Source organism: Stenotrophomonas maltophilia group sp. msm4, assembly GCF_032025605.1.
GTDB lineage: Bacteria > Pseudomonadota > Gammaproteobacteria > Xanthomonadales > Xanthomonadaceae > Stenotrophomonas > Stenotrophomonas sepilia.
Map to the genome: position 1 here is coordinate 1,596,810 of NZ_JAVSKK010000001.1, position 24,926 is coordinate 1,621,735.

At 66.5% G+C, this 24,926-nt stretch carries 24 protein-coding genes; 12 read left to right on the forward strand and 12 right to left on the reverse strand.

Annotation, left to right across the window (positions count from 1 at the left end; all coding sequences use genetic code 11):
- Positions 1-484 precede the first annotated feature (484 nt).
- The 5 genes from ROV93_RS07545 (at position 485) to lpdA (ending at position 8,570) form a co-directional block, all read left to right on the forward strand.
- Positions 485-1,897, forward strand: a complete 1,413-nt coding sequence (locus ROV93_RS07545) for a cupin domain-containing protein (RefSeq protein ID WP_072168348.1) — start codon at positions 485-487, stop codon at positions 1,895-1,897.
- Positions 1,898-1,906: 9 nt separating this feature from the next.
- Positions 1,907-2,812 carry a GNAT family N-acetyltransferase gene (locus ROV93_RS07550; protein ID WP_072168349.1) on the forward strand — a complete coding sequence of 302 codons (906 nt, stop codon included), beginning with the start codon at positions 1,907-1,909 and terminating at the stop codon, positions 2,810-2,812.
- A gap of 186 nt (positions 2,813-2,998) precedes the next feature.
- A complete protein-coding gene (locus ROV93_RS07555) occupies positions 2,999-5,830 on the forward strand; it encodes a 2-oxoglutarate dehydrogenase E1 component (RefSeq protein WP_005417518.1) in 2,832 nt (943 codons plus the stop codon).
- 40 nt (positions 5,831-5,870) lie between these two features.
- On the forward strand, positions 5,871-7,070 hold the full coding sequence (gene sucB, locus ROV93_RS07560; protein WP_053499860.1) for a dihydrolipoyllysine-residue succinyltransferase: 1,200 nt from the start codon (positions 5,871-5,873) through the stop codon (positions 7,068-7,070).
- Between the two features lie 63 nt (positions 7,071-7,133).
- Positions 7,134-8,570 (forward strand): dihydrolipoyl dehydrogenase, encoded by a 1,437-nt coding sequence (gene lpdA / locus ROV93_RS07565; protein ID WP_005417523.1) that lies wholly within the window; start codon positions 7,134-7,136, stop codon positions 8,568-8,570.
- A gap of 143 nt (positions 8,571-8,713) precedes the next feature.
- Here lpdA and ROV93_RS07570 read toward each other — a convergent pair whose 3' ends face one another.
- The 9 genes from ROV93_RS07570 to ROV93_RS07610 all read right to left on the reverse strand — a co-directional run bounded on the left by ROV93_RS07570 (position 8,714) and on the right by ROV93_RS07610 (position 18,356).
- The gene (locus tag ROV93_RS07570) at positions 8,714-8,971 is read right to left on the reverse strand and encodes a hypothetical protein (RefSeq protein WP_072168350.1); all 258 of its coding nucleotides are present in this window, start codon (positions 8,969-8,971) and stop codon (positions 8,714-8,716) included.
- Positions 8,968-9,180 (reverse strand): hypothetical protein, encoded by a 213-nt coding sequence (locus ROV93_RS07575; protein ID WP_005417525.1) that lies wholly within the window; start codon positions 9,178-9,180, stop codon positions 8,968-8,970. The genes ROV93_RS07570 and ROV93_RS07575 overlap by 4 nt, the downstream gene beginning before the upstream one ends.
- Before the next feature lie 253 nt (positions 9,181-9,433).
- Entirely contained in the window at positions 9,434-10,864 is a 1,431-nt protein-coding gene (locus tag ROV93_RS07580; RefSeq protein WP_049410515.1) for a replicative DNA helicase, read from the reverse strand.
- Positions 10,865-11,111: 247 nt separating this feature from the next.
- Positions 11,112-11,672 (reverse strand): NAD(P)H-dependent oxidoreductase, encoded by a 561-nt coding sequence (locus ROV93_RS07585; RefSeq protein WP_049410520.1) that lies wholly within the window; start codon positions 11,670-11,672, stop codon positions 11,112-11,114.
- 66 nt (positions 11,673-11,738) lie between these two features.
- Complete coding sequence (gene asnB / locus ROV93_RS07590) at positions 11,739-13,682, reverse strand: asparagine synthase (glutamine-hydrolyzing) (RefSeq protein ID WP_061477980.1); 1,944 nt, start codon at positions 13,680-13,682, stop codon at positions 11,739-11,741.
- Between the two features lie 3 nt (positions 13,683-13,685).
- Positions 13,686-15,965, reverse strand: a complete 2,280-nt coding sequence (locus ROV93_RS07595) for a transketolase C-terminal domain-containing protein (RefSeq protein ID WP_072168351.1) — start codon at positions 15,963-15,965, stop codon at positions 13,686-13,688.
- 61 nt (positions 15,966-16,026) lie between these two features.
- Positions 16,027-16,683 carry a glutathione S-transferase family protein gene (locus ROV93_RS07600; RefSeq protein ID WP_032954328.1) on the reverse strand — a complete coding sequence of 219 codons (657 nt, stop codon included), beginning with the start codon at positions 16,681-16,683 and terminating at the stop codon, positions 16,027-16,029.
- Positions 16,684-16,838: 155 nt separating this feature from the next.
- Complete coding sequence (locus ROV93_RS07605; protein ID WP_072168352.1) at positions 16,839-17,387, reverse strand: GNAT family N-acetyltransferase; 549 nt, start codon at positions 17,385-17,387, stop codon at positions 16,839-16,841.
- 126 nt (positions 17,388-17,513) lie between these two features.
- On the reverse strand, positions 17,514-18,356 hold the full coding sequence (locus ROV93_RS07610) for a glycine zipper 2TM domain-containing protein (RefSeq protein WP_072168414.1): 843 nt from the start codon (positions 18,354-18,356) through the stop codon (positions 17,514-17,516).
- Between the two features lie 163 nt (positions 18,357-18,519).
- On the opposite strand from ROV93_RS07610, the gene ROV93_RS07615 reads away from it, so the two are divergent.
- Both ROV93_RS07615 and ROV93_RS07620 read left to right on the forward strand, forming a co-directional pair.
- Complete coding sequence (locus tag ROV93_RS07615) at positions 18,520-18,735, forward strand: DUF6116 family protein (RefSeq protein WP_005417541.1); 216 nt, start codon at positions 18,520-18,522, stop codon at positions 18,733-18,735.
- Positions 18,732-19,505 (forward strand): TatD family hydrolase, encoded by a 774-nt coding sequence (locus ROV93_RS07620; protein ID WP_072168353.1) that lies wholly within the window; start codon positions 18,732-18,734, stop codon positions 19,503-19,505. Before ROV93_RS07615 ends, ROV93_RS07620 begins: the two co-directional genes overlap by 4 nt.
- Positions 19,506-19,581: 76 nt before the next feature.
- Here the strand turns inward: ROV93_RS07620 and ROV93_RS07625 are convergent, their stop codons facing one another.
- The gene (locus ROV93_RS07625; RefSeq protein ID WP_072168354.1) at positions 19,582-20,409 is read right to left on the reverse strand and encodes a tRNA threonylcarbamoyladenosine dehydratase; all 828 of its coding nucleotides are present in this window, start codon (positions 20,407-20,409) and stop codon (positions 19,582-19,584) included.
- Between the two features lie 79 nt (positions 20,410-20,488).
- On the opposite strand from ROV93_RS07625, the gene ROV93_RS07630 reads away from it, so the two are divergent.
- Both ROV93_RS07630 and ROV93_RS07635 read left to right on the forward strand, forming a co-directional pair.
- Entirely contained in the window at positions 20,489-20,923 is a 435-nt protein-coding gene (locus tag ROV93_RS07630) for a cytochrome c (protein WP_061477985.1), read from the forward strand.
- 136 nt (positions 20,924-21,059) lie between these two features.
- Positions 21,060-21,554 (forward strand): glycine zipper 2TM domain-containing protein, encoded by a 495-nt coding sequence (locus ROV93_RS07635; protein ID WP_005417545.1) that lies wholly within the window; start codon positions 21,060-21,062, stop codon positions 21,552-21,554.
- A gap of 73 nt (positions 21,555-21,627) precedes the next feature.
- Here the strand turns inward: ROV93_RS07635 and ROV93_RS07640 are convergent, their stop codons facing one another.
- The gene (locus tag ROV93_RS07640) at positions 21,628-21,837 is read right to left on the reverse strand and encodes a cold-shock protein (protein ID WP_005417546.1); all 210 of its coding nucleotides are present in this window, start codon (positions 21,835-21,837) and stop codon (positions 21,628-21,630) included.
- A 235-nt stretch (positions 21,838-22,072) separates the two neighbouring features.
- Here ROV93_RS07640 and ROV93_RS07645 point away from each other — a divergent pair, with 235 nt between their 5' ends.
- From ROV93_RS07645 to arsC, 3 genes are all read left to right on the forward strand, one after another.
- Positions 22,073-22,558, forward strand: a complete 486-nt coding sequence (locus tag ROV93_RS07645; protein WP_032958895.1) for a DUF456 domain-containing protein — start codon at positions 22,073-22,075, stop codon at positions 22,556-22,558.
- Between the two features lie 118 nt (positions 22,559-22,676).
- A complete protein-coding gene (locus ROV93_RS07650) occupies positions 22,677-23,831 on the forward strand; it encodes a phospholipase A (RefSeq protein WP_088496680.1) in 1,155 nt (384 codons plus the stop codon).
- A complete protein-coding gene (gene arsC, locus ROV93_RS07655) occupies positions 23,831-24,172 on the forward strand; it encodes an arsenate reductase (glutaredoxin) (protein ID WP_061477988.1) in 342 nt (113 codons plus the stop codon). Before ROV93_RS07650 ends, arsC begins: the two co-directional genes overlap by 1 nt.
- 73 nt (positions 24,173-24,245) lie before the next feature.
- On the opposite strand, the gene ROV93_RS07660 is transcribed toward arsC, so the two are convergent.
- Positions 24,246-24,881 carry a glutathione S-transferase family protein gene (locus tag ROV93_RS07660; protein WP_005417555.1) on the reverse strand — a complete coding sequence of 212 codons (636 nt, stop codon included), beginning with the start codon at positions 24,879-24,881 and terminating at the stop codon, positions 24,246-24,248.
- Positions 24,882-24,926: the final 45 nt, after the last annotated feature.

Below are 24,926 nucleotides of genomic sequence, written 5' to 3' on the forward strand. Positions count from 1 at the left end.
GCTTCGCCGCGTCCCTCCTTGTTTGTGGGGGTTTTGTAGAGCCGAGCCCATGCTCGGCTGATTTTCGCGTGGGCAAAAGCAAGCCGAGCGTGGGCTCGGCTCTACAAGGGCATGAGCAAGCGCAGCGCGCGACCCGCTCTTGCCTTTGATTTTCTTCTTCCATTCCGTGGCGGGCCCCGCAGGAAACTGTCAGGGGCCGGGCGGGTGGACCGTGCAGGGGCGTTGGCGCCATGGATGGCGCCATCGAGCTTACAGGGACGTACTTGCAGCGTCCCCTGCATGGCCCACCCGCCCGGCCAAGCCCATGAAGCCGGTCGACTAACAGTCGACCCTACCAAGATGTCGCCACGAGGGGCTCCGCCGTTGGCCGGACACCCCGCGACAAACCACCGCACGTGCGCAATCCCCACGAACGTCGGACAATGCAACCCATGGCGGCCCGCCACGCCGCCCCTCCCGCTTTCCGCTGCAAGGATTCCCCCCCATGGCCGCCCGCAAGTCCTCCGCCCCCCTCATCGAAGTCACCGCCCGCCCCGGCCAGCCGCTGGGCATGGCGCCGGCCACCTTCCTGCGCGACTTCTGGCAGAAACGCCCGCTGCTGATCCGCAACGCCTTCCCCAACTTCCAGACCCCGGTGCAGCCGGAAGACCTGGCCGGGCTGGCCTGCGAGGAAGGCGTGCTGGCGCGCCTGATCGAGCACGACAAGACCCGGGACGGCTGGCGCGTGCGCACCGGCCCGTTCCAGGAAGACGTGTTCCCCGCCCTGCCCGACCACGACTGGACCCTGCTGGTGCAGGACGTGGACAAGTGGGATCCGGACGTGCGCGCCCTGATCGAGCACTTCAGCTTCCTGCCGCGTTGGCGCATGGATGACGTGATGATCAGCTTCGCCGCCACCGGCGGCTCGGTCGGCGCCCATGTCGACCAGTACGACGTGTTCCTGCTGCAGGCCCACGGCCACCGCCGCTGGCAGATCGACGCCAGCGAATCGATCAAGGGCAAGCAGCCACCGCTGGGCTTCCGCCCGGACGTGGAACTGAAGCTGCTGAAGGTATTCAAGCCGACCCACGACTGGGTGCTGGCGCCGGGCGACATGCTGTACCTGCCGCCGAACGTGCCGCACCACGGCGTCGCCGAGGATCCCTGCCTGACGTTCTCCTTCGGCATGCGCGCGCCGTCCTCGGCCGAACTGATCAGCGACTACCTCGACACCCTGATCGCCGATGCCGACGAGAACATCCGTTACCAGGATGCCGACCTCAAGGTGCCAGCCGACCCGAACGAAATCGACACGGTAGCGATGGCGCGGGTGATCACCGCGCTCAACGCCATCCGCATGAACGACCCGGACAAGCTGGGTGACTGGTTCGGTCGCTTCATCACCACCTACCGCGCCGCCGGCGAAGTGATGGCCCACCAGGCCGCGCCGGCTCCGGAGGAAGTGGTCCAGGCACTGGCCTCCGGCCTGCTGCTGCAGCGCCACCCGTGGGCACGCCTGGCCTGGCGCCGGGCCAAGCGCGGCGCCAGCCTGTACGTCAGCGGCCAGGACTTCGCGCTGCCGGTGAAGGACGCCCAGCGCCTGGCCGGCGCCGAGCAGCTCGACGCCGCCGCCTATCGCGGCCTGTCCGACAAGGGCCGGGCCGTGCTCCAGCAGCTGCTGGTCGGCGGCGTGTTCCAGCTGATCGATCCCAGCGAAATGTATGACGCTGAAGACGAGGACGACGGCGAAGACGCCGTGGTCCTCGGCGAAGTGGTCGAAGGCCGTGACCGCGTCGACGCGATCGACGCCGACGCGGTGTCCGACGATGTCCACTCCGTGACCGTGCACGACGACGGTATCGAGGTCATCGTCAACTTCGAGGACGACGACGAAGACGACAGCACGGGCCGGGCCTGAGCCCTCACCATGGTCCGGGTCCAGCAGGTCAGCCACGCCGACGCCCACGTTGCCATCCACGACGTGCGCCAACGCGTGTTCGTGCAGGAACAGGGCATCGCCGCGGAACTGGAACGCGATGCGCTGGACCCGGTCAGCGTCCATGTGCTGGCACTGGACAGTGACAACCAGCCGGTCGGCACCGGTCGGCTGGCCCCGGACGGCCGCATCGGCCGCATCGGCCGCATGGCCGTGCTGGCCAGCCATCGCAGCCACGGGGTCGGTGAGGCCCTGCTGGGGGCACTGGTCGAGGCCGGGCGCAGGCTCGGCCTGGCCGAGCTGCACCTGCACGCCCAACTGCCCGCCCGCGAATTCTATGCCCGCCAGGGCTTCCTGCCTGAAGGCGAGGTGTTCGAGGAGGCCGGCATCGGCCACCAGCAGATGCGCCGCCGGCTGGGCGCGACCAGCGCGATCGTCCGCCGCGCCGAGGCGGTGGCCATCACCACGGCCATCGTCCACCGCGCCCGCCGCCAGCTGTGGCTGCACAGCCGCCAGCTGGACCCGGGACTGCTCGACGCGGCGCCGGTGCAGGCCGCCCTGCGCCGCTTCGTCACCGCCCGCCACGACAAGCAGCTGCGGGTGATCGTGCACGATGCCGCTGCGATCGCCTCTGCCGGGGCACCGCTGCTGGCGCTGGCCCAGCGTCTGCCAAGCGTGATCCAGTTCCGCGAGGTCAGCGATCCGGTCGACCGCGCGCTGGTCTCGGCCTGCCTGCTCAACGATGCGGGCGACTTCTACTTTCGTCTGATCGGCCATCGCCTCGACGGCGAGGCCGGCGTCGCGCTGCCGGCACGTTCGCAGCCGTTCGGGCAGCAATTGCAGCGGGTCTGGGACCGTTCGCGCGATTGCAGCGAACTGCGCGCGCTCGGCATCTGAGCCGGCACCGCTGACCCAACCTGTCTGGAACCGGCACCAGCGGACGCGGGATACCTGTGGTGGTGCCCCTTCGTGTCCCGTTGGGGGTACAATTTGGCTGTTTGAACGCGCCCGCGCAGGGCTATTCATCTTCCTGCCGGGTCCTTCTGAAGCCATACCCCACAAAGCGAATCAACACCCTCCATCGTGGACAATCAACTGAAGCAGTTTGCGCAATCTTCGCAACTCGCCGGCGGCAACGCCTCCTATGTCGAGGACCTGTACGAGCAGTACCTGGTCTCCCCGGATAGTGTCGATCCCAAATGGAAAACCTACTTCGACGGCTTCAAGGGCCGGGAAGCAGGTGACATTCCGCACTCGGCCGTCATCTCCCACATCGCGGACGCGGCCAAGGATGCGCTGAAAGCTGGCACCGGCACCGGTGCGGGCGACGAGCGCGAGCGCAATGTCGGTCGTCTGATCACCGCCTACCGCTCGCGCGGCCACCTGGACGCCCGCCTCGATCCGCTGGGCTTGGCCGCGCCGGTCAACACCCCGGACCTGGGCCTGCCGTTCCACAGCCTGTCCGATGCCGATCTCAACAGTGAGTTCAGCACCGGCGGCGTCGGCGGCCAGCCGCGCATGAAGCTGCGCGACCTGCTCGCACGCCTGAAGGCGACCTACACCGGCTCGATCGGCGCGGAGTTCATGCACATCTCCGAGGTCGAGCAGCGCCAGTGGATCTACAAGAAGCTGGAAGCGGCCGGTGGCAACTACCAGCTGGACGCTGACACCCAGCGCCGCACCCTGGAGCGCCTGACCGCGGCCGAAGGCCTGGAGCGCTACCTGCACACCAAGTACGTCGGCCAGAAGCGCTTCTCGCTGGAAGGCGGCGACTCGCTGATCCCGATGATGGACACCATCATCCGCAGCGCCGGCAAGGATGGCGTCAAGGACGTGGTGATCGGCATGGCCCACCGCGGCCGCCTGAACGTGCTGGTCAACACCCTGGGCAAGAACCCCCGCAAGCTGTTCGACGAATTCGAAGGCAAGTTCGAACACGACGAGCACGCTTCGGCCGGCGACGTGAAGTACCACATGGGCTTCTCCGCCGACGTGGCCACCGACGGTGGCCCGGTGCACCTGGCACTGGCGTTCAACCCGTCGCACCTGGAAATCGCCGACCCGGTCGTGGCCGGTTCCGTGCGTTCGCGCCAGGAGCGCCGCAAGGACACCGCACGCAAGCAGGTCATGCCGATCCTGATCCACGGCGACGCGGCCTTCTCCGGCCAGGGCGTGGTCATGGAGCTGTTCCAGATGTCGCAGGCCCGCGGCTTCGCCGTCGGCGGCACCGTGCACATCGTGGTCAACAACCAGGTCGGCTTCACCACTTCCAACCCGCTGGATACGCGCTCCACGCGCTATGCCACCGACGTGGCGAAGATGATCGCCGCCCCGGTGCTGCACGTGAACGGCGATGATCCGGAAGCCGTCGTGTTCGCCGCGCAGCTGGCCTTCGAGTTCCGCCAGAAGTTCGCCAAGGACGTGGTCATCGACCTGATGTGCTACCGCCGTTGGGGCCACAACGAGGCCGACGAGCCGGCGATCACCCAGCCGCTGATGTACCAGGTGATCCGCAAGCACCCGACCACCCGCGAGATGTATGCCGAGCAGCTGGAAAAGGCGGGCGTGATCGCCGCCGGTGCCGGCAAGGCCATGGTCGATGCCTACCGCGAGAAGCTGGACGCGGGTGAAGTGACCACCGAGCTGGCCAAGGTCGAGAAGACCCCGCCGAGCAGCCCGCTGTTCGTCGATTGGCCGAAGCTGCTGGAAGGCAAGCTGTCCGACCCGGTCTCGACCAAGGTCGAGAAGAACAAGCTGGTCGAGCTGGCCAAGCTGATCAACACCATCCCGGACGAAGTGCAGCTGCACTCGCGCGTGGCCAAGGTCTACGACGACCGCCGCAAGATGGCCGCCGGCGAGATTCCGGGCGACTGGGGCTTTGCCGAGAACCTGGCCTACGCCACCCTGCTCGACGAAGGTCACGCACTGCGCCTGGTCGGCCAGGACGTCGGCCGCGGTACGTTCACGCACCGCCACGCGATCCTGCACGACCAGAAGACCGACAACTACTACATGCCGCTGCGGCAGCTGGTGGATTCGCCGGAGAAGGCCACCGTCATCGACTCGCTGCTGAGCGAAGAAGCGGTGATGGCCTACGAGTACGGTTTCTCCACCACCGATCCGAACACGCTGTGCATCTGGGAAGGCCAGTTCGGCGACTTCGCCAACGGTGCCCAGGTGGTGATCGACCAGTTCATCGCCGCCGGTGAAGCCAAGTGGGGCCGCATTTCCGGCCTGACCCTGCTGCTGCCGCATGGCTATGAAGGACAAGGCCCGGAACACAGCTCGGCGCGCCTGGAGCGCTTCCTGCAGCTGTGCGCCCTGGAGAACATGCTGGTTGTCGTGCCGTCGACCCCGGCGCAGGCCTTCCACATGCTGCGTCGCCAGCTGCACATGACCACCCGCAAGCCGCTGGTGGTGATGTCGCCGAAGTCGCTGCTGCGCCACAAGCTGGCCGTGTCGACCCTGGACGAACTGGCCAATGGCGAGTTCCAGCACCTGATCGGCGACGCCAATGCCGATGCCAAGAAGGTCAAGCGCGTGGTGCTGTGCTCGGGCAAGGTCTACTACGACCTGCTGGAAGACCAGACCAAGCGTGGCCAGGACGACGTGGCAATCATCCGCGTGGAGCAGCTGTATCCGTTCCCGCGTGCGCTGCTGGCTGCCGAGCTGAAGAAGTACGGCAAGGCCACCGACGTGGTGTGGACGCAGGAAGAACCGCAGAACCAGGGCGCGTGGTACCAGATCCGCCACCACCTGCAGTTCTGCCTGGCCGATGGCCAGAACCTGCACTACGCCGGTCGCGCACGTTCGGCGTCGCCGGCTGCCGGTCACATGGCTGACCACGTCCGCGAGCAGCAGCAGCTGATTGCCGACGCACTGGTCAACCCGTTCAACGACACGTTCGCTGAATAATCCTCCCCCTATTTAGAAGACAAACCAGGAAGCTCCCGCAATGGCCACCGAAGTCAAAGCCCCGGTACTGCCCGAATCCGTCGCCGACGGCACCATCGCCACCTGGCACAAGAAGGTGGGCGACGCCGTCAAGCGCGACGAAAACCTGCTTGACCTGGAGACCGACAAGGTCGTGCTGGAAGTGCCGTCGCCGGTTGACGGCGTGCTGAAGGAAATCAAGTTCAAGGAAGGCGATACCGTGACCTCCAGCCAGGTCGTGGCGATCATCGAAGAAGGCGCCGTGGCTGCGGCTCCGGCCCCGGCCGCTGAAGAGAAGAAGGCTGAAGCCGCACCGGCCGCCGCTGCTCCGGCCGCTGCCGCCGCTCCGGCTCCGGCTGCCAAGTCGGCCGCCGACACCCTGCCGCCGGGCGCCCGCTTCACCGCCATCACCGAAGGCGTGAACCCGGCCGACGTCGACGGCACCGGCCGTCGTGGTGCAGTGACCAAGGAAGACATCGTCAACTTCGCCCGCAACGGCGGCGCCGGCAAGGCCGGTGGTGCACGTCCGGAAGAGCGCGTGCCGATGACCCGCATCCGCAAGCGCATCGCCGAGCGCCTGATGGAGTCGAAGAACTCCACCGCCATGCTGACCACCTTCAACGAAGTCGACCTGTCCAAGGTGTCGGCGGCGCGCAAGGAGCTGCAGGACGAGTTCGTCAAGGCCCACGGCATCAAGCTGGGCTTCATGAGCTTCTTCGTGAAGGCCGCTGCCAACGCGCTGCAGCGCTTCCCGCTGGTCAACGCCTCGATCGACGGCGACGACATCATCTACCACGGCTACTCGGACATCTCGATCGCCGTGTCGACCGAGAAGGGCCTGGTCACGCCGGTCCTGCGCAACGTCGAGCGCATGTCGTTCGCCGACATCGAGAAGACCATCGCCGACTACGCCAAGAAGGCACGTGACGGCAAGCTGGGCCTGGAAGAACTGCAGGGCGGCACCTTCACCGTGACCAACGGCGGCACCTTCGGTTCGCTGCTGTCGACCCCGATCATCAACCCGCCGCAGAGCGCCATCCTGGGCATGCACGCCATCAAGGAGCGTCCGATCGCCCAGAACGGCCAGGTCGTGATCGCGCCGATGATGTACCTGGCGCTGTCCTACGACCACCGCATCATCGACGGCAAGGACTCGGTGCAGTTCCTGGTGGACATCAAGAACCAGCTGGAAAACCCGGGCCGCATGCTGTTCGGCCTGTAAGAAACCTCCCGCCCCTCCGCGCCTGCGCGGAGGGGTTCTGGTAATGCATCAAGGAATAATTCAATGGCTGAACAATTCGACGTCGTCGTCATCGGTGCCGGCCCGGCCGGTTACCACGCTGCCATCCGCGCGGCCCAGCTGGGCCTGAAGACCGCCTGCATCGACGCAGCCCTGGGCAAGGACGGCAAGCCGGCCCTCGGCGGCACCTGCCTGCGCGTGGGCTGCATCCCGTCCAAGGCGCTGCTGGATTCCTCGCGCCAGTTCTGGAACATGGGCCACATCTTTGGCGACCACGGCATCAGCTTCAAGGATGCCAAGATCGACGTCGAGGCGATGATTGGCCGCAAGGACAAGATCGTCAAGCAGTTCACCGGCGGCATCGGCATGCTGTTCAAGGCCAACAAGGTCGCCGCCTACTACGGCTTCGGCCAGCTGCAGCCGGGCAACGTGGTCAAGGTGAAGCAGCACGACGGTTCGGAAGTCGAGCTGAAGGGCACCAACGTCATCATCGCGGCCGGTTCGGATTCGATCGAACTGCCGTTCGCCAAGTTCGACGGCGAGACCATCGTCGACAACGTCGGCGGCCTGGACTTCACCGAAGTGCCGAACCGCCTGGCGGTGATCGGTGCCGGCGTGATCGGCCTGGAACTGGGCAGCGTGTGGAAGCGCCTGGGCGCTGAAGTCACCATCCTTGAGGCCATGCCGGAGTTCCTGGCGGCTGCCGACGCCGAAGTGGCCAAGGCCGCTGCCAAGGAATTCAAGAAGCAGGGCCTGGACATCAAGCTCAATGCCAAGGTTTCCAAGACCGAGATCACCGGCAAGGGCAAGAAGAAGGAAGTCATCGTCACCTACACCGACGCGGAAGGCGAAAAGACCCTGACCGTGGACAAGCTGCTGGTGGCCGTCGGCCGTCGCGCCGCCACCAAGGGCCTGCTGGCCGAAGGCACCGGCGTCAAGGTCAACGAGCGCGGCCAGATCGAAGTCGACGCGCACTGCCACACCGGCGTCAACGGCGTGTGGGCGGTCGGCGACTGCGTGCGCGGCCCGATGCTGGCGCACAAGGGCTTCGAGGAAGGCATCGCGGTGGCTGAGCTGATCGCCGGCCTGCCGGGCCACGTCAACTTCGACACCATCCCGTGGGTCATCTACACCGAGCCGGAACTGGCGTGGGTCGGCAAGACCGAAGCCCAGCTGAAGGCCGAAGGCATTCCGTACAAGGCCGGCAGCTTCCCGTTCGCCGCCAACGGCCGTGCCGTGGCGATGATCGAGCCGGCCGGCTTCGTGAAGATCCTGGCCCATGCCGAAACCGATCGCATCCTCGGCATGCACCTGGTTGGCGCCAACGTCTCCGAACTGGTGCACGAAGGCGTGCTGACCATGGAGTTCAGCGGCTCGGCCGATGACCTGGCCCGCATCTGCCACGCCCACCCGTCGCTGTCGGAAGTGATCCACGACGCCGCGATGGCGGTCAGCAAGCGCGCCATCCACAAAGCGAACTGATCGTCCGGTAGTGCCGGCCGCTGGCCAGCATCACCCGGATATGAAAAACCCCGCCTCGGCGGGGTTTTTTGTTGCCCGTTTCCCTGTAGCGCCGAGCCCACGCTCGGCTGCCCTGCAGAGGCCGCCGAGCATTGGGTTCAGCGTTACACCTTTCCAGCCGGCTTCTTCGGTGGATCCTCACAGACCCGATGCTGCACCACCGTCTCGCCGACCTTCCATTCCTTGGTGACCCGGCAGCGCTCCCTGGCCTCGGGCCTCGTCGAAGCCTTCGCCCCCGCAGCATTCGCTTCGTCGGCACCGGCTGCCTGCTGGCGCTCCAGCCACGCCGAAGGCGGTGCTGGAGGAGCGGCCAGTACCGGGCCGGCCGCCAGGGCCAGACCGACCAGCGCCACTGCCCTCATGCGGGCACCGCCCGGCCACCGAGCATGCGCGCCGGCAGCATGAACAGCGCGCGCAGGAAGGCGAACAGCGCCGAGAAGGTGATGCCGACCAGTCGGAACGGCAGGCTCAGCAGCCACACGAACGGCCAGGCGATCAGGGCGAGGATCGCCAGCGGCCAGCACAGTACGAACAGCAGGCACCACACACCGAGCGCGAACAGGGTCTTCATCACGGTCTCCTTGGGGCGGCACCCTGCCGCCTGCGGACACCTTGGCGCCCTGCCCTGGCGCCGGCAAACGGTTTGCGACGAAACCGGGCTGGCGGCGATGAAACCGATCCAGCGCAGTGCAACGCCACGCCCACGCCCACGCCCGGCTGCGCTTCGTGGCGACCGCATGGAACCCGCGCTGACAGCGGCTCCTGCCGGTGCCTTGGCTCTGCAGCGCCCGGTGGTGGTTGCCGGCCAGCGACCGGCATGACCGTTACTCGAACGAACCGACCGAATCGTGGGCCAGGTTGTCGAAGCGGGTGTACTCACCGAAGAACTTCAGCTTGCACGAGCCAGTCGGGCCACCACGGTGCTTGCCGATGATGATTTCGGCCAGCCCCTTGTCCGGCGAGTTTTCCTTGTTGTAGTAGTCGTCGCGGTAGATGAACACGATCATGTCCGCGTCCTGCTCGATTGCGCCCGATTCACGAAGGTCGGCCATCACCGGGCGCTTGTCGGTACGCGTTTCCAGCGAGCGGTTGAGCTGCGACAGCGCGATCACCGGCACGTTCAGTTCCTTGGCCAGTCCCTTCAGCGAACGCGAGATTTCCGAGATTTCGGTCGCGCGGTTCTCGCTGTTGCCCGGCACGCTCATCAGCTGCAGGTAGTCGATCACCACCAGGCCCAGGTCATGCTCGCGCTTGAGGCGGCGGCACTTGGAACGCAGCACTTCAGGCGACACGCCCGGCGTGTCGTCGATGAAGATCTTGGTCTCCTTCAGCATCTTGATCGCGCTGGTGACGCGGCTCCAGTCCTCGTCTTCCAGCTGGCCGGTACGCAGGCGCTGCGCGTTGATGCGTCCATTGGAGGAAATCAGGCGCATCGCCAGCTGCGATGCCGACATTTCCATCGAGAACACCGCCACGCCCTTCTTCGACTTGATCGCCGCGTACTCAGCGATGTTCAGCGCGAAGGTCGTCTTGCCCATTGCCGGGCGCGCCGCGAGGATGATCAGGTCGGTCGGCTGCAGGCCGGCGGTCATCGCATCGAACTCGTTGTAACCGGTCGGCAGGCCGGTGATGTTGCCGCCGTTCTCGAAGCGGTTGCGCAGCTCCTCGAAGGCATCCTTCAGTGCACCGGGCATGGCCACGAAATCGGTACGGCCACGCGCACCCTGTTCGGCGATTGCAAACACGCTCTTTTCCGCCGAGGCCAGCAGCTCGCTGCTGTCACGCCCCTCCGGCTGGAAACCGTCGTTGACGATGTCGGTGCCGACCTGGATCAGCTGCCGCAGCACTGCCTTGTCGCGCACGATCTCGGCGTAGGCCACGATGTTGGCAGCTGACGGCGTGGTACTGGCCAGTTCGATCAGGTAGGCGCCGTCCCCCACCAGTTCCATCTTGCCCTGCGATTCAAACCACTCGCCCAGCGTTACCGCATCAAACGGCCGTTCGCGCTCGGACAGCTCGCGGATCGCACGATAGATCATCTGGTGATCGCGACGATAGAAGTCGCTTTCGGTCAGCTGGTCGTTGACACGGTCATACGCCTCGGGCGCCAGCATCAGGCCACCCAGCACCGCCTGCTCGGCTTCCACCGAATGGGGCGGTACCCGCAACTGGTCGATGCGCGACTCGTCGCGATCGCGATCGAAGCCATCACCGCGCTCTCTGCGGTTGGAACGGAAGCCGGGACGAGCGGACATGCTGCGGTGTTTCCTGCAAAAGTGGGCCAGACGAGTGTAGGCATGTGCCGACCCCGGCAGCCATGGACAAACCTGTGGATAAGCCGTGGGAAAACGGGGGATATCCGCCGGTACCTGGCCAGACTGGCGTGAGAGCGTCGCACTGCCTGCGACGGACGCCGTTGCGGCGCCCGAGCGGGACATTATCGCAGATCAACGCCCCGGGGTCGGATCCCCTTCGACGCAGGGGACTCTGACCCCGCAGGCGTCAATCGCCCTTGACGTGCACTGCGATCAACGCCAGGAACCGGTCCACGTAGCCCTGCAGGAACTTCTGCGTGCCTTCGTTGTGGATCGTGCCGTCGGCATCGATCAGGCCGTCCTTGAAGTGGATGAATGCCTCGGGCTGGCCCAGCACATGCATGTCCAGGAAGGCCAGGCTGTTGCGCAGGTGCTGCTGGGCCACGGCGGTACCGATCTGGCCGATGGAGGCGCCGATCACCGCCGCCGGCTTGCCGGCAAACGCACTGTCACCGTACGGGCGCGATCCGATATCGATGGCGTTCTTGAGCACGCCAGGCACCGACCGGTTGTACTCGGGTGTCACGAACAGCACCGCGTCGGCGGCGCGCACCTGGTCCTTCAGCCGGGTGCCCTGCGGCGGATAATCGGCGTCGAAATCCTGGTCGTACAACGGCAGATCGCCGATCTGCACGTACTGGAAGCGCGCGCGATCACCGGCGAGCTTCTCCAGCGCATGGGCCAGCTTGCGGTTGCAGGAATCCTTGCGCAGGCTGCCAACGAACACGGCGATGGTGGGGACGGACATCGGGACATACTCCTCACGGTGCGAGAGGCCCAGCCTAGTCGCCAGGCCCGTGCCATCCAGTGAAGATCAGCCGCCGGTCACGCCGGTCCGCGCCTGCCGCCAATGCGCCTGCCAAGCCTGGAACATCAGCACGTTCCACAGGTGGGTATGCCACTTGCGCTGCCCCCCCAGGAACTGCTGCCACAGCGGCTGCACCGCCGCCGCCGACAGCACGCCCTCACGCTCCAGCCGCGCCGGCTGCAGCAGGTCCTCGGCCCAGGGCCGCAGGTCGCCCTTCAACCAGTCACTGACCGGTGCGCCAAAACCGCGCTTGGGACGGTGCACCATTGAATGCGGCACGTAACGGCCCAGCACGCGCTTGAGCAGCACCTTGCTGGTCGTCTCACTGCGCTTGAAGCCCAGCGGCAGCGACCAGGCGAACTCGGCCACGCGCCAGTCCAGCAATGGGGCGCGCGCCTCCAGGCTGACCGCCATCGAGGTCCGGTCGACCTTGCACAACAGGTCATCGGGCAGGTAGGTCACGAAATCGGCCAGCATCATCGCGTCGGCCGGTGTCCCCGCGCCGTGCAGCGGATCGGCCAGGTCGTAGAAGCTGCCGGCCGCCTGCGCACCGGGTACCGCCGCGGCCGGGTCGCGCCAGCGCGAGATGCGGTTGCGGTAGACGTCGCCGATGCCACGTGCGCCTGTCTCGGCCAGCAGCGCCGCCAGGCCACCGGTCCGCGAGGCCTCGCCCTGCTGCTGCGAGCGTGCGCCCATCCAGCGCCGCAGCGGCCCCGGCACGCGTCCGAGCATCTGCCAGTTGCGCAGCGCGCGTACATAGCGGGTGTAGCCGAAGAACAGCTCATCGCCACCGTCGCCGGACAGCGCGACGGTCACGCCCTGCCGTGCCAGCCGTGCCACCAGCGCGGTCGGCACCTGCGACGCATCGGCAAAAGGTTCATCGAACATCGCCGGCAACTGCGGCACCACCGCCAGCGCGTCGGCGCCACTGACGTACAACTCGGTGTGATCACAGCCGAGATGAGCCGCCAGCTCCCTGGCCAGCGGAGCTTCGTCATGTCCCGAGTCGGTGAAGCCGATGCTGAAACTATGCACCGGCTGCCCGCTCTGCGCCTGCATCAGCGCTGCCACCAGCGATGAGTCCGTGCCGCCGGACAGGAACACGCCGACCGGCACGTCGGCCACCATGCGCAGCGCCACCGCATCGCGCAGCAGCGTATCCAGCTGTTCCTCGGCCTCCTCGATGCGGCCCTGGAACGGGGCGGCCAACGCCGCCTGCATGCGTGCGCGCGCATCCCAGTACGGGCGCTGCGCCTGCTCCGGGCGGTGTGCCGCGGCGCCTGCGGCCACAGCCGCTGCATCCAGCCGCAGCACCCGGCCCGGCATCAGCTTGTAGCAGCGCTGGTGGATGCTGTGCGGCGCCGGGATGTAATCCAGCCGCAGCAGCAAGGTGAGCGCATCGCGGTCGATGTCGTTGTCGAACGCCGGGTGTTGCCAGAGCGCCTTCAGTTCCGAACCGAACACCAGCGTGTCGCCGGCCCAGCCGTAGTACAGCGGCTTCTTGCCGACGCGGTCGCGGGCCAGCCACAGGCAGCGATCCTGGCGGTCCCACAGCGCGATGGCGAACATGCCATTGCAGCGCTGCAGGGTATCTTCCACGCCCCACTGCAGGATCGCCGCCAGCAGTACTTCGGTGTCGGAATGGCCGCGGAAGGTGTGCCCCAGCGGCTCCAGCTGTTCACGCAGGGCCGCGAAATTGTAGACCTCGCCGTTGTAGGCCATCACGTAGCGGCCGTCCGCCGAGGCCATCGGCTGGTGGCCCAGCGGGGACAGGTCAAGGATGCTCAGGCGCCGATGCGCCAGCGCGATGCCCGCCTCGGCATCGACCCAGCTGCCGCCATCATCCGGCCCGCGATGGTGCAGCGCCTGGCCCATGGCCAGCGCCTGCGCCTGCAGCGCCTCGGCCGACGCCAGCGGCGCCGGCAACAACATTCCCGCCAATCCACACATGCATCAGGGTTCCTGCGCCAGGTCGAGGGCGGCGCCAATCACCGCATTGTCGCTTGGAAGCCCGAACATTGCTGCCCCTGCCAGTGGCGTGTAGGTGTCGGCGCCACAGACGCGGCGCAGCGGCAGGTGACCAAAGCCGGCCTCGACCAGCGCCGTGACCACGCCCTCACCCACTCCGCCGCTGTGGCGGCCTTCGTCCAGCACCAGCACCCGCCGCGCGCTCGCGGCCTGGGCCGCGATGAAGCCGGCGTCCAACGGTACCAGCCAGCGCAGGTCGACCACCCGCACCTGCCAGCCCAGCTGCTGCTCGATCGCCCGCGCCGCGCGCAACGCCATCGGCACGCCATTGCCATAGGTGTAGATCACCAGGTCTCCGGCCTCCGGTGCATAGACCCGGCCCTCGCCCGGCACCAGCGCTTGGCCCTGTGCCGGGTAGTCGAACAGCCACTGGCCATCCCCCGCTTCGTGCAGGTCCTTGCTCATGTACAGCGCGATCGGCTCCAGGAACACCGCCACGCGCCCATCCACCCGCGCCAGTGCAGCCAGCGTGCGCAGCATCATCACCGCATCGTCGCCGCGCGAGGGGCAGCCGACCACCAGCCCGGGGATGTCGCGCAACGCGGTGATCGAGTTGTCGTTGTGGAAGTGCCCGCCGAAACCCTTCTGGTAGCCCAGCCCGGCCACCCGTACCAGCATCGGGTTGCGGTACTGGTCGTTGGAGAAGAACTGCAGCGAACAGGCTTCACCACGCAGCTGGTCGATGGCGTTGTGCAGGTAGGCCAGGTACTGGATCTCCGGAACCGGCAGCATGCCCAGGTTGGCCAGGCCCTGCGCCATGCCCAGGATCATGGTTTCATCCAGCAGCGTGTTGAACACCCGGCGTGGGCCGAAGCGGCGCAGCAGATCCTTGGTGACGGTGTACACACCGCCCTTCTGAGCCACGTCCTCGCCGAACAGCAGGCTCTGCGGATACTTCGCAAGCAGTTCCTGCAGGCCGTGGTTGATCTGGATCGCAAGATGCCGTGGCGCCTGTCGTTCCGGCAAGGCCTCGGCACCGCCATAGAGTGCCTCGCGCGCTCCGTCGGCGACCTCGCGCCGGGCTTCGGCCTGCACCGCCGCGGGCGTATAGGGTGCCAATGGCGCCATGACCTCCTGCAGCGACTGCAGCTTCGCACGGCCTTCGGCATCGGCAGCGGCGGCCATGCAGCGCGCGCGCATCGTCTCGTAGGCCACTTCGATGGCGGCTGCATCCATCCAGCCCGATTCCAGCGCGATCTGCGCCGAGCGCAACAGCGGATCCTGCGCCTCGGCCGCGCACAATTCCGGCAATGCACGCCATTCCACCTCGAAGTCGGTGCCGGCGTGGCCCATCAGGCGCGTGGTGTGCAGATGCAGGAAGGTCGGTCGCCGCGTCCGCCGGCAGTGGTCCGCTGCGGCCTGCACCTGGGCGTGCCCGGTGGCCAGGTCGAGGCCATCGGCAAAGAAGTAGTCCAGCCCTGGCTGGTGGCTGAAGCGCTCGGCAATCCAGCCGTCCGGCGTCTTCACCGAGATGCCCAGCCCGTTGTCCTCGCAGACGAACAGGATTGGCGCCGGCAGTTTCTGGTAGGCCGCCCACATCGCGGTGTTGAATGCGGTCTGCGCAGTGGCATGGTTGGCCGAGGCGTCGCCGAACGAGCACAGCACGATGCTGTCGGCCGGAATGGGAAGCGCATGGCCCAGCCGCTTGCCACTCTCGATGGCCAGCGCGGTGCCCAGCGCTTTCGGCAGGTGCGAAGCGATCGTCGAGGTCTGCGGCAATACCCACAATGGCTTGCTGCCCCACACCTTGTGCCGGCCGCCACTGGCCGGGTCATCGGCGCTGGCCGCGAATGAAAGCGCCGCATCGCGCAACGGGTCGATGCCCGGCACCTGGCGCGAGCGCTCGACCATGAAGGCGCCGGAGCGATAGTGCAGGAATGCGGGGTCGGTATGTCGGCAGGCCCGCGCCAGCAGCGCGTTGCCTTCATGGCCGGACGACCCGATGGTATAGAAGACCTTGTTCTGCACGCGCAATACGCGCGCCATCAGGTCCAGCTGGCGGCTGGCCAGCTGGGAATCGAACAGCTCACCGAAGGCCGCAGCGCTGAGCGTGCTGCCCGGCAGGATCGGCGCGTCCGGCGCAGGACGTGCGCGCGGTGCGCCTCGCCAGCCACGCACCGCGTCGAGGAAATTGGCGTCGCACACTTCGGCGCGGTTGAGCACGCGCATGCGCGCAGGAATCGGATCTGGAACCACAGCAAACATCGAACACCCTCCGTGTCGTTGTTGCATTCCACCCGGCAACGCCGGGCGCTACCCTGTGGGATCAGGCAGCCTCGAAGCGCGCGCGCACCTCGGCGGTCACCGCTGGCATCGCCACGAAGCGCGGCTGCGCGCGCACGCGCTGCAGCCAGGCGCGCACTTCCGGGAAGGGCGCCAGGCTGATGCCGCCCTCGCCTGCCACGTCGGTATAGGCGAACAGCGCAATGTCGGCGATACCGTATGCGCTGCCGGTGAACCACTGCGCTTCGCGCAGGTGCTGCTCCATCACTGCCAGCGCGGTGGCGGCACGCTCGTGCAGGCGTGGCAGTTCAGCACGGCGCGGTGAATCGGGCGGTGTCCAGCCGCGGATGAAGCGCGCTACCGCCACGCATGGCTCGTGCGTGTACTGCTCGAAGAACATCCAGCTCAATGCCTGCGCGCGTTCCCAACCGTCGGTAGGCAGGTAGGGCGTCCCTTCGGCCAACCAGAACAGGATCGCATTGGATTCAGTCAACACGCGGCCATCGTCGCGGACGATCAACGGCACCTTGGCGTTGGGATTGAGCGCGAGGAACTCGGCGGTGTGGGTCTGGCCATGGGCACTGTCCACTTCCACCCAGCGGTAGCGGCTGCCGAGCTGCTCCAGCAGCAGGCGGACCTTGTGGCAATTGCCGGACACCGACATGCCATGCACCGTCAACGGGACGCGCTCTTCCACCATTGCCTGATTCCTCGGATCCGGCCGGCGGCCAGCTGCACGCAGTCTGGCAAGCCCGCCGGTGAATGCCAAGCGCGGATGCAGCATGCGGACAATCTGTAGAGCCGAGCCCATGCTCGGCTGCTGTGCGCCAAATGCAGCCGAGCATGGGCTCGGCTCTACAACGGCGAACGGCGCTGGCGCCAATGTTCGCGCGACTGGCCCCAGATCTGCATCGGCTTGTCGTTGTACGGCGGTGGCAATTCACCCATGCGCAGCAGCGTGCTGCCGAGCTTGCGCGCGACCGCCCTCGAGTTGTCGTTGTTCTCGGCGATGGTGTGGATCACCTCGTCCCAGCCCAGCGTGTCGAATGCCCAGTCGATGGCAGCAACCGCCGCTTCCGGTGCATAGCCCCGGCCCCAGCTGGCATGCCGAATACCCCAACCGACCTCGGTTCCAGGCCAGTCCTGCGGCTGCCACGGTCCCATCCGGCCGATCCAGTCACCGCTGGATTTCTCGATCACACTGAACATCGAGAAGCCGAACAGCTGCCAGGCGCCGGCCAGGCTGCAGAAGCCGCGCCATGCCACCGAGGGCGGTTGAACACCCCCCAGGGTGCGCATCGTTTCCTCGTCGGCACAGAATGCCAGGTACGGTTCGTAGTCCTCGCGCAGCAGCGGGCGCAGGATCAGCCGCTCGGTTTCCAGGCGCAGGTCGAAGATGCTCATGCCGACTCCTTGTCGAAGGGGGGCATCCATCATGGTCGATTCCCTTTCCCCACGGATGAATGCCCGTGCGCACAACGAAACGGGCCGGCATGAGCCGGCCCGTCGGGTGCAGCAGGGTGTTCTGGATTACTGGCGCGTGGCCGCAGTGGCGCCGGCAGCAGCGGTCTGCGTGACCAGCTGGCCATCGACCACCGGCAGGCGATCGCTGGCCGGCTTGTTGTCCATGCGCACGGTCTTCTCGGCGCCATCATAGCGATAGGTCACGTTGTAGCCCTTCACCACATCATTGGTACCCATGGCGATGCGGCTGCCCGGCTTGCTGGCCATGCGCATGGTGCCGGTGGTGCCGTCTTCGTTGCGATAGGTCACGTTGTAACCGGTGACGCGGCTCGACTCGGACGTTGCGGTTTCGGTGTGGCACTGGCGCTCGGTACGATTGACCACGCGGCCGCCCACATGGCGCTTGTCGATCTGGTTGCCGATGAAGCCACCGGCCACCGCACCGGCTGCGGTCGCGGCCTTCTTGCCGTTGCCGCCACCGACCTGGTTGCCGAGCAGGCCACCCACTACCGCGCCGACCACGGTACCGCCGACGTTGCCATCACGCTCCGGCAGGCGCTCCTGCACCGTCACGTCCTGGCAGACCTCGTGCGGGGTCTGGGTCGTGGAGGTCTCGCGCACCGGATCGGTGCCGATCACGGTGGCATAGGCCTTCTGCTTCTCGGTGATCGGGTCGACCTTCAGCACATCGGCATATTCCAGCCCGCGCGGCGCCGACGGGTCGAGCTTGTCACCACGTACGCCATCGTCGGTGGCGTTGCCATCGACCAGGCGCGACTCGCCATTGGGGGTTGCGGCGCTGATGGAGTCGGGCGATTTTTCGCCACTCTTCATGAAGGCGGCGGTGGCGATGCCACCAACCAGCAGCGCGCCCGCTGCGACCAGGACAGTTGTAGTTGTGCTTTTCATGACCTGCTCCTTGCGGACCATCCGCAACGTTCTCGGGACAGATTGCAGCATGCGCTGCCTGAACGGAATCTCCACATTTCGTGCTAATTCCTGTAACCCATTCAGCATCGGGAAATGCAGGGCCCGTGATAGCGTTTGCATATTCCCCACGAGGATCCCCGCCATGGCCAACCCGATGCTGCTGCCAGTACTGCAGTGGGCGCGCCGGCTGCGCTACCCCACCCTGTTCAAGCTCACCGCCGGTCTGTTCGTGCTGACGCTGTTCATCCCGGACCCGATCCCGTTCATCGATGAGCTGGTGCTGGGCTTCGGCACGCTGCTGCTGGCCAACTGGAAGAGCCGCAATGCCACCACGCCACCGCCGCTGGAACAGCGTTGAGCGTGCTGATCGACAGCCACTGTCATCTCGACGCGAGCGCGTTCGACCCTGACCGTGCCGCGGTGATCGAGCGGGCGCAGGCCGTGGGTGTACGCCAACAGGTGGTGCCAGCGGTCACCGCTGCCAGCTGGCCGAAACTGCGCGAGGTCTGCCAGCAGGCGCCCGGGCTGTACCCGGCCTTCGGCCTGCACCCGATGTTCCTGGCCGATCACCAGCCTGGGCACCTGCCACTGCTGCGCCAGTGGATCGAGCGCGAACGCCCTTGCGCGATCGGCGAATGCGGGCTGGACTTCTTCGTCGAAGGACTGGATGCCGAGGCTCAACAGGCATATTTCATCGGCCAATTGGAACTGGCCCGTGAGTTCGAGCTGCCGGTGATCGTGCACGCGCGACGCGCGGTGGATGCGGTGATCGCCGCGATCCGCCGCATCGGCGGCCTGCGCGGCGTGGTGCACAGTTTTTCCGGCAGCCCCCAACAGGCCGCGCAACTGCACAGGCACGGCTTCCTGCTGGGTCTTGGCGGTCCGCTGACCTACGAGCGGGCGCAGCGCCTGCAACGGCTGGTACGCGGGATGCCGCTGGAGCAGCTGCTGCTGGAAACCGACGCGCCCGACCAGCCCGACGCAGGGGTCCGCGGCCAGCGCAACGAACCGGCACGGTTGGCAACCATTGCCAGGCACGTGGCCGCGCTGCGCGGAATGGAGCTGGAGGCCCTGGCACAGGCCACGACAGAGAATGCGCGGCGGCTGTTCGCGCTGCCGGCAACGTAAAGGCGGGGGCCAACCTTGGCCGGCACGCTGTAACGACCGCGACGAACCCGATGCCGGCCAGCGGCCGGCACTACCGTCACGCGTCCGCGTAGGCCTCTGTCACCTCGGTTTTCGCCTTCTTCGGCTCCAGCAGCATCTCCAGCGCCTTGCCCACCGCCGCAAAGGCGAACGCGCCGGTGATGTGGGTCGCCGCGCCCAGACCGGCGCCGCAGTCCAGCTTCAACGCCGCATCGGCACCCAGGTTCGGACGAATGCCGCAGACGCTGCCATCGGCCTGCGGGTACTTCACATTCTCCAACGAATACACCGCCGGCACGCCGAAATAGCGCTTGGCGTTCTTCGGGAAGTTGAACTCGCTGCGCAGCTTCTTGCGGATCAGCGCCAGCATGGCGTCGTGCTCGGTGCGCGAGACATCGCGGATACGTACCAGGGTCGGGTCGGTGCGGCCACCGGCAGCGCCGACGGTCAGCAGCGGCAGCTTGCGGCGACGACACCAGGCGATCGTCTCGACCTTGACCCGGAAGCTGTCGCAGGCGTCGATCACCAGATCGAACCCGCGGTCCAGCAGCTGAGCCATGTTGGACATCGTCAGGAATGCCTGCACGGCGTCGACGTCGATCCCCGGGTTGATCGCACGGCAGCGCTCGGCCATCGCCTCGGCCTTGTTGCGCCCGTAATTGCCTTCCATCGCCGGCAGCTGCCGGTTGGTGTTGGACACGCAGATGTCGTCGGCATCGATCAGGGTCAGATGACCGACCGCCGAACGGGCCAGCGCCTCCACCACCCACGAGCCGACGCCGCCCATGCCGACCACCGCCACGCGACTGCCCTGCAGGCGCTCGAGCGCACCCGCGCCATACAGCCGTTCGATGCCGGCGAAGCGTTGTTTGACCTGTTCGTTCATCGGGCTATTTTAACGTGCAGCTGCCAGCGCCCAAAGCACGCCGGCGTTGAACCCACCGTTGCACGCCCGGAGAGGCCGCATGAACGCCAGCCCGCCCCGCCGCCTGTCCCCTGCCCATCGCTACCTGTTCGTACTGTGCCTGGGCCTGCTGATCGGCCTGGTCGCCACGGTAATGGTGGGCCGCGCCCTGCAGGCGCGTCGCGACCCGTTCCCGGACAGCCTGATGCAGGTGATGCAGCGGCAGTCGCAGCTGCTGCAGCAGGCTCAGCAGCAGAACCGCTGCAGCCTGGCCGACAGCGTGCCGCGGCTGCAGGCACTACGCCTGTTGTCCAATGACCTGGACCTGGCGTTCCCCGGGCTGAAGGACAGCACGCAGTTCCAGCAGCACGCCAGTCGACTTCGCGGCAACCTCAACACTGCGCTGGCTGCACCGCCAGGCGACTGCAGGGCCTTGGCCCAGCTCGTGGAAACGCTGCAGGCCGATTGCCGGGCCTGCCACCAGGATTTCCGCTGAGGCGCGTTCATCCTGCAGCCGGGCATCGGGTGCGTGGTTGGCGCGTTGTTCACGTTCAAAGGGAGAGGATTCGTCCACCCTGCTGCATGACGCAGTACCACCCAACATACCCGCCTTCACGGCCAGGAGACGCCCCATGAAGATCCAGCTCATCGCCGCCAGCGCCATCGCTACCCTCGCGCTGGCCGGTTGTGCCACCTCGCCCGGTTACAGTGGCGGTGGTTACAACAACGGCTACAACAACGGCGGCTACGGCAACAACGGCGGCTACAACCAGGGCCGCTGCGCGGACTGTGGCATCGTCACCCGCATCAACACCGTGCCCTCGGGCCGCACCGCGCCCAGCGCGACCGGCGCGATCCTCGGCGGCATCGTTGGCGCCGTGGCCGGCCATGAAATCTCCGACCACACCGGTGGCAGCCGTGGCAACAAGAACATTGCCGCCGCTGCAGGCGCAGTCGGTGGCGCCCTGGCCGGCAACCAGATCCAGAAGAATGTGACCAGCGATACCTACGACATCAGCGTGCGCATGGATGATGGTCGCACCATCGTGGTCAACCAGCGTGACCTGGGTGGCATCCGTGAGAACACCTATGTGCGCGTGGTCAACGGCAAGGTCATCCTGCGCTGACCTGCAGCGGGCCAAAGGCAAAGAAAAAGGCCCGCTTGCGCGGGCCTTTTTTCATGCCGACGGACGGCAGGTGTTACATCGGCTGGACCTTGTCGGCCTGCAGGCCCTTCTGGCCCTGCACGACTTCAAAGCTCACACTCTGGCCTTCCTTGAGGCTCTTGAAGCCCTGGGTCTCGATGGCGCGGAAGTGCACGAACACGTCCTCGCCATTCTGCCGGCTGATGAAGCCGAAGCCCTTCGCATCATTGAACCACTTTACGGTACCGGTCTCGCGATCAGCCATCTCACTAACTCCCTTTGACTCTCTCTTGTTGTTGGAAACGCCTGGTGGGCGGCTGACAAGCAAGGGGGAAGCGAGGTGCATCGATGCAGCGGATCGGGAAGATCTTGCTTCATCAGGCCACGATCCACGGTGACCTTGCCAAGCTCAGCGACTGCAACTTAACCCGGCCAAAACGAAAAAGCAACTGGCAAAATCTTTCACTGTCAACCCCAAAACGGACTCCATACGGGACAGCATGGGACTCTCATTCATCTTGTATCTGCTAGCGGTCATTTTTGTCCTGATAGGCATCGCCGGCATCATCCTGCCGGCCCTCCCGGGCATCCCGCTGGTGTTCATCGGACTGCTGCTGGCCGCCTGGGCCGACGGCTTCGCCCACGTCGGCTGGCCCACCCTGGTCGCGCTCGGGGTACTGACCCTGCTTTCGCTGCTGGTGGACGTGCTGGCCACGGTTGTCGGCGCGCAGCGTGTCGGCGCCAGCCGCAAGGCGCTGTGGGGAACCTTCGTCGGCAGCATCGTCGGCCTGTTCTTCATGCCCATCGGCCTGTTCGCGGGACCGCTGGTCGGTGCCCTGCTCGGCGAGTACTGGCACACCCGCGAACTCGGCCGCTCAACCAAGGTCGGCCTGGCCACCTGGCTCGGCATCCTGCTTGGCCTGGCACTGAAACTGGCGGTTGTGATCGCGATGCTGGGCCTGTTCGCGTTCGCCTGGTTCTTCTGAGCCACCTGGCCTTCACGCCACGCGCACGCTGTGACCGTGCATAAACCGTGGGGCTGGCCGCGATCCGGCACAGCCGCCACACTGTGTGATTCCCGAATTCATCGAAGGGCCTGCTGCAATGACCCTCCCCACGCTGTTTCCCCGTCTGGCGCCGCTGGCGCTTGCCCTGGCCAGTGCACCGCTGGCTGCGCAGGAGTTCGCGCCTACCGCCGATGCCTCACCGGCCGCCTGCGCGGCAATTACCACCGACGCGGCCCGGCTGGCCTGCTATGACCGCCTGTTCGGGCATACCCCGGAGGCTACCGCCGCCGCTGATGCTGCCGCCGAAGCGGCTGCGCAGGCCCGCCGCGAAGAACGGCAGACCGCGCGCGTGAGCCAGGGCGAGGAAAAGCTGCGCGAGCGGGTGAGCGACCTGTTCCGCCCGGCGACGCCGGACAGCGCGCTGGCCAACGCCGGCCGCGGTTCGCTGCTGGACAGCCGCTGGGAACTGGCCGAGGACTCCAAGCTGGGGCCGTTCCAACTGCGCGCCTACAAGCCGGTGTACCTGCTGCCCGCCTTCTGGACCAGCGATCGCAACACCATGCCGCACTCGCCGAACCCGGCCAACAGCGTGACCACTCCGCAGGTACTCGACAGTGCCGAGCTGAAGTTCCAGATCAGCTTCAAGACCAAGATCGTCGAGAACCTGTTCGGCGACAACGGCGACATCTGGGCCGGCTACACCCAGAGTTCGCGCTGGCAGGCTTACAACGGCGAGGATTCGCGCCCGTTCCGCGAAACCAATTACGAGCCGGAAGTGATGATGGTGTTCCGCAACGGCTACTCGATCGGTGGCTGGCGCGGGCGCATGACCGGCATCGCGCTGAACCACCAGTCCAATGGCCGCGCCGACCCGCTGTCACGCAGCTGGAACCGGGTCATGCTCAACATCGGCCTGGACCGCGAGAACTGGGCGCTGGTGCTGCGTCCCTGGTACCGCATTCCCGAAAGCCGCAGCGAAGACAACAATCCGGACATCGAGGATTACATGGGTCGCGGCGACGCCACCCTGACCTGGAACCGCAATGGGCATGAGGTCTCGCTGATGGCGCGCCATTCACTGCGCACCGGAAGCCGTTCGCACGGTGCGCTGCAGCTGGACTACGGCTTCCCGATCAGCAACCTGCTGCGTGGCCATGTGCAGGTCTTCGACGGCTACGGCGAAAGCCTGATCGACTACAACCACAAGGCCACCTATGTGGGTGTGGGCGTGTCTCTGCTGGAGTGGTTCTGATGGACGTGACGATCTGGCACAACCCGGCCTGCAGCAACTCGCGCGGCGCACTGAAGCTGATCCGCGATGCGGGCTTCGAGCCGGTGGTGATCGACTACCTGGGCAACCCGCCGGACGCAGCCACGCTGCGCCAGGTACTGGCCGAATCCCGGCTGCACGCACAGGAACTGGTACGCAGCAAGGAGGCGCTGTTCGCCGAACTGGGCCTGGACGGCGCCGACGACGCCACGCTGCTGGCGGCGATGAGCGAACACCCCCGTTTGATCAATCGCCCCGTGGTGCGCACGGCCAAGGGCACGCGGCTGTGCCGCCCACCGGAAACAGTGCTGGAGATCCTGTAACCCGAAAAAGGGGACGGAGGGAATTAAGTCGTTTGTGCACAAACGACTTAATTCCCTCCGTCCCCTTTTTTGGTTACCGCCAGTCGGTGATGCCTTCGCGGCGGTAGACCTCGGCGAACGCCGGGCGCGCCTTCATCGAGGTGGCATGCGCCTTGAGCACCGGCCAGGTGTCACTGGGCCTGGGCATGTTGCGCGACCAGCGCATCAGCATCACCAGCATGTAGTCGACCACGCAGGGCGTGGCGCCCAGCAGGTACGGGCCGTGCGCCTGCAGGTGAGCGGCAACGTGCTGCCAGGCCGCTTCGAGCCGCTGACGCGCCCTCTCGCGGCTGGCCTCGACGTTCGCTTGGCCGGCCATTTCATGCGGATAGAACCAGGCCCGATAGGCCGGCTGCAGCGTATTGGCACACCAGAACATCCAGCGGTAGGCATCGCCACGCTGCGGCGTGCCCGGCACCGGGAGCAGGCCGGCCTCCGGGTGGCGATCGGCCAGGTACAGGGCGATGGCCGCCGCTTCGGTCAGTACCAGGCCATCGATCAACAGTGTCGGCACCACACCGGCCGGATTGAGCGCCAGGTACTGCGCCGACTTGTGCTCGCGCGCGTCGAAATCCAGCAGCACCAGTTCATGCTCGATGCCGAGCTCGATCAGCAGCCAGTGCACGACCAGCGCGGCGGTACTGGTCGAACCATACAGCGTGGTGCTCATGCGGAAGATCCTGTGCGGGTGGATCAGCCGATTATGCGCCCACGC

Coding starts and splice junctions, on each gene's coding strand:
- ROV93_RS07545 (WP_072168348.1), top strand. CDS start 485: ATGGCCGCCCGCAAGTCCTCCGCCCCCCTCATCGAAGTCACCGCCCGC.
- ROV93_RS07550 (WP_072168349.1), top strand. CDS start 1,907: ATGGTCCGGGTCCAGCAGGTCAGCCACGCCGACGCCCACGTTGCCATC.
- sucB (WP_053499860.1), top strand. CDS start 5,871: ATGGCCACCGAAGTCAAAGCCCCGGTACTGCCCGAATCCGTCGCCGAC.
- lpdA (WP_005417523.1), top strand. CDS start 7,134: ATGGCTGAACAATTCGACGTCGTCGTCATCGGTGCCGGCCCGGCCGGT.
- ROV93_RS07570 (WP_072168350.1), bottom strand. CDS start 8,971: ATGAGGGCAGTGGCGCTGGTCGGTCTGGCCCTGGCGGCCGGCCCGGTA.
- ROV93_RS07575 (WP_005417525.1), bottom strand. CDS start 9,180: ATGAAGACCCTGTTCGCGCTCGGTGTGTGGTGCCTGCTGTTCGTACTG.
- ROV93_RS07580 (WP_049410515.1), bottom strand. CDS start 10,864: ATGTCCGCTCGTCCCGGCTTCCGTTCCAACCGCAGAGAGCGCGGTGAT.
- ROV93_RS07585 (WP_049410520.1), bottom strand. CDS start 11,672: ATGTCCGTCCCCACCATCGCCGTGTTCGTTGGCAGCCTGCGCAAGGAT.
- asnB (WP_061477980.1), bottom strand. CDS start 13,682: ATGTGTGGATTGGCGGGAATGTTGTTGCCGGCGCCGCTGGCGTCGGCC.
- ROV93_RS07595 (WP_072168351.1), bottom strand. CDS start 15,965: ATGTTTGCTGTGGTTCCAGATCCGATTCCTGCGCGCATGCGCGTGCTC.
- ROV93_RS07600 (WP_032954328.1), bottom strand. CDS start 16,683: ATGGTGGAAGAGCGCGTCCCGTTGACGGTGCATGGCATGTCGGTGTCC.
- ROV93_RS07605 (WP_072168352.1), bottom strand. CDS start 17,387: ATGAGCATCTTCGACCTGCGCCTGGAAACCGAGCGGCTGATCCTGCGC.
- ROV93_RS07610 (WP_072168414.1), bottom strand. CDS start 18,356: ATGAAAAGCACAACTACAACTGTCCTGGTCGCAGCGGGCGCGCTGCTG.
- ROV93_RS07615 (WP_005417541.1), top strand. CDS start 18,520: ATGGCCAACCCGATGCTGCTGCCAGTACTGCAGTGGGCGCGCCGGCTG.
- ROV93_RS07625 (WP_072168354.1), bottom strand. CDS start 20,409: ATGAACGAACAGGTCAAACAACGCTTCGCCGGCATCGAACGGCTGTAT.
- ROV93_RS07630 (WP_061477985.1), top strand. CDS start 20,489: ATGAACGCCAGCCCGCCCCGCCGCCTGTCCCCTGCCCATCGCTACCTG.
- ROV93_RS07635 (WP_005417545.1), top strand. CDS start 21,060: ATGAAGATCCAGCTCATCGCCGCCAGCGCCATCGCTACCCTCGCGCTG.
- ROV93_RS07640 (WP_005417546.1), bottom strand. CDS start 21,837: ATGGCTGATCGCGAGACCGGTACCGTAAAGTGGTTCAATGATGCGAAG.
- ROV93_RS07645 (WP_032958895.1), top strand. CDS start 22,073: ATGGGACTCTCATTCATCTTGTATCTGCTAGCGGTCATTTTTGTCCTG.
- ROV93_RS07650 (WP_088496680.1), top strand. CDS start 22,677: ATGACCCTCCCCACGCTGTTTCCCCGTCTGGCGCCGCTGGCGCTTGCC.
- arsC (WP_061477988.1), top strand. CDS start 23,831: ATGGACGTGACGATCTGGCACAACCCGGCCTGCAGCAACTCGCGCGGC.
- ROV93_RS07660 (WP_005417555.1), bottom strand. CDS start 24,881: ATGAGCACCACGCTGTATGGTTCGACCAGTACCGCCGCGCTGGTCGTG.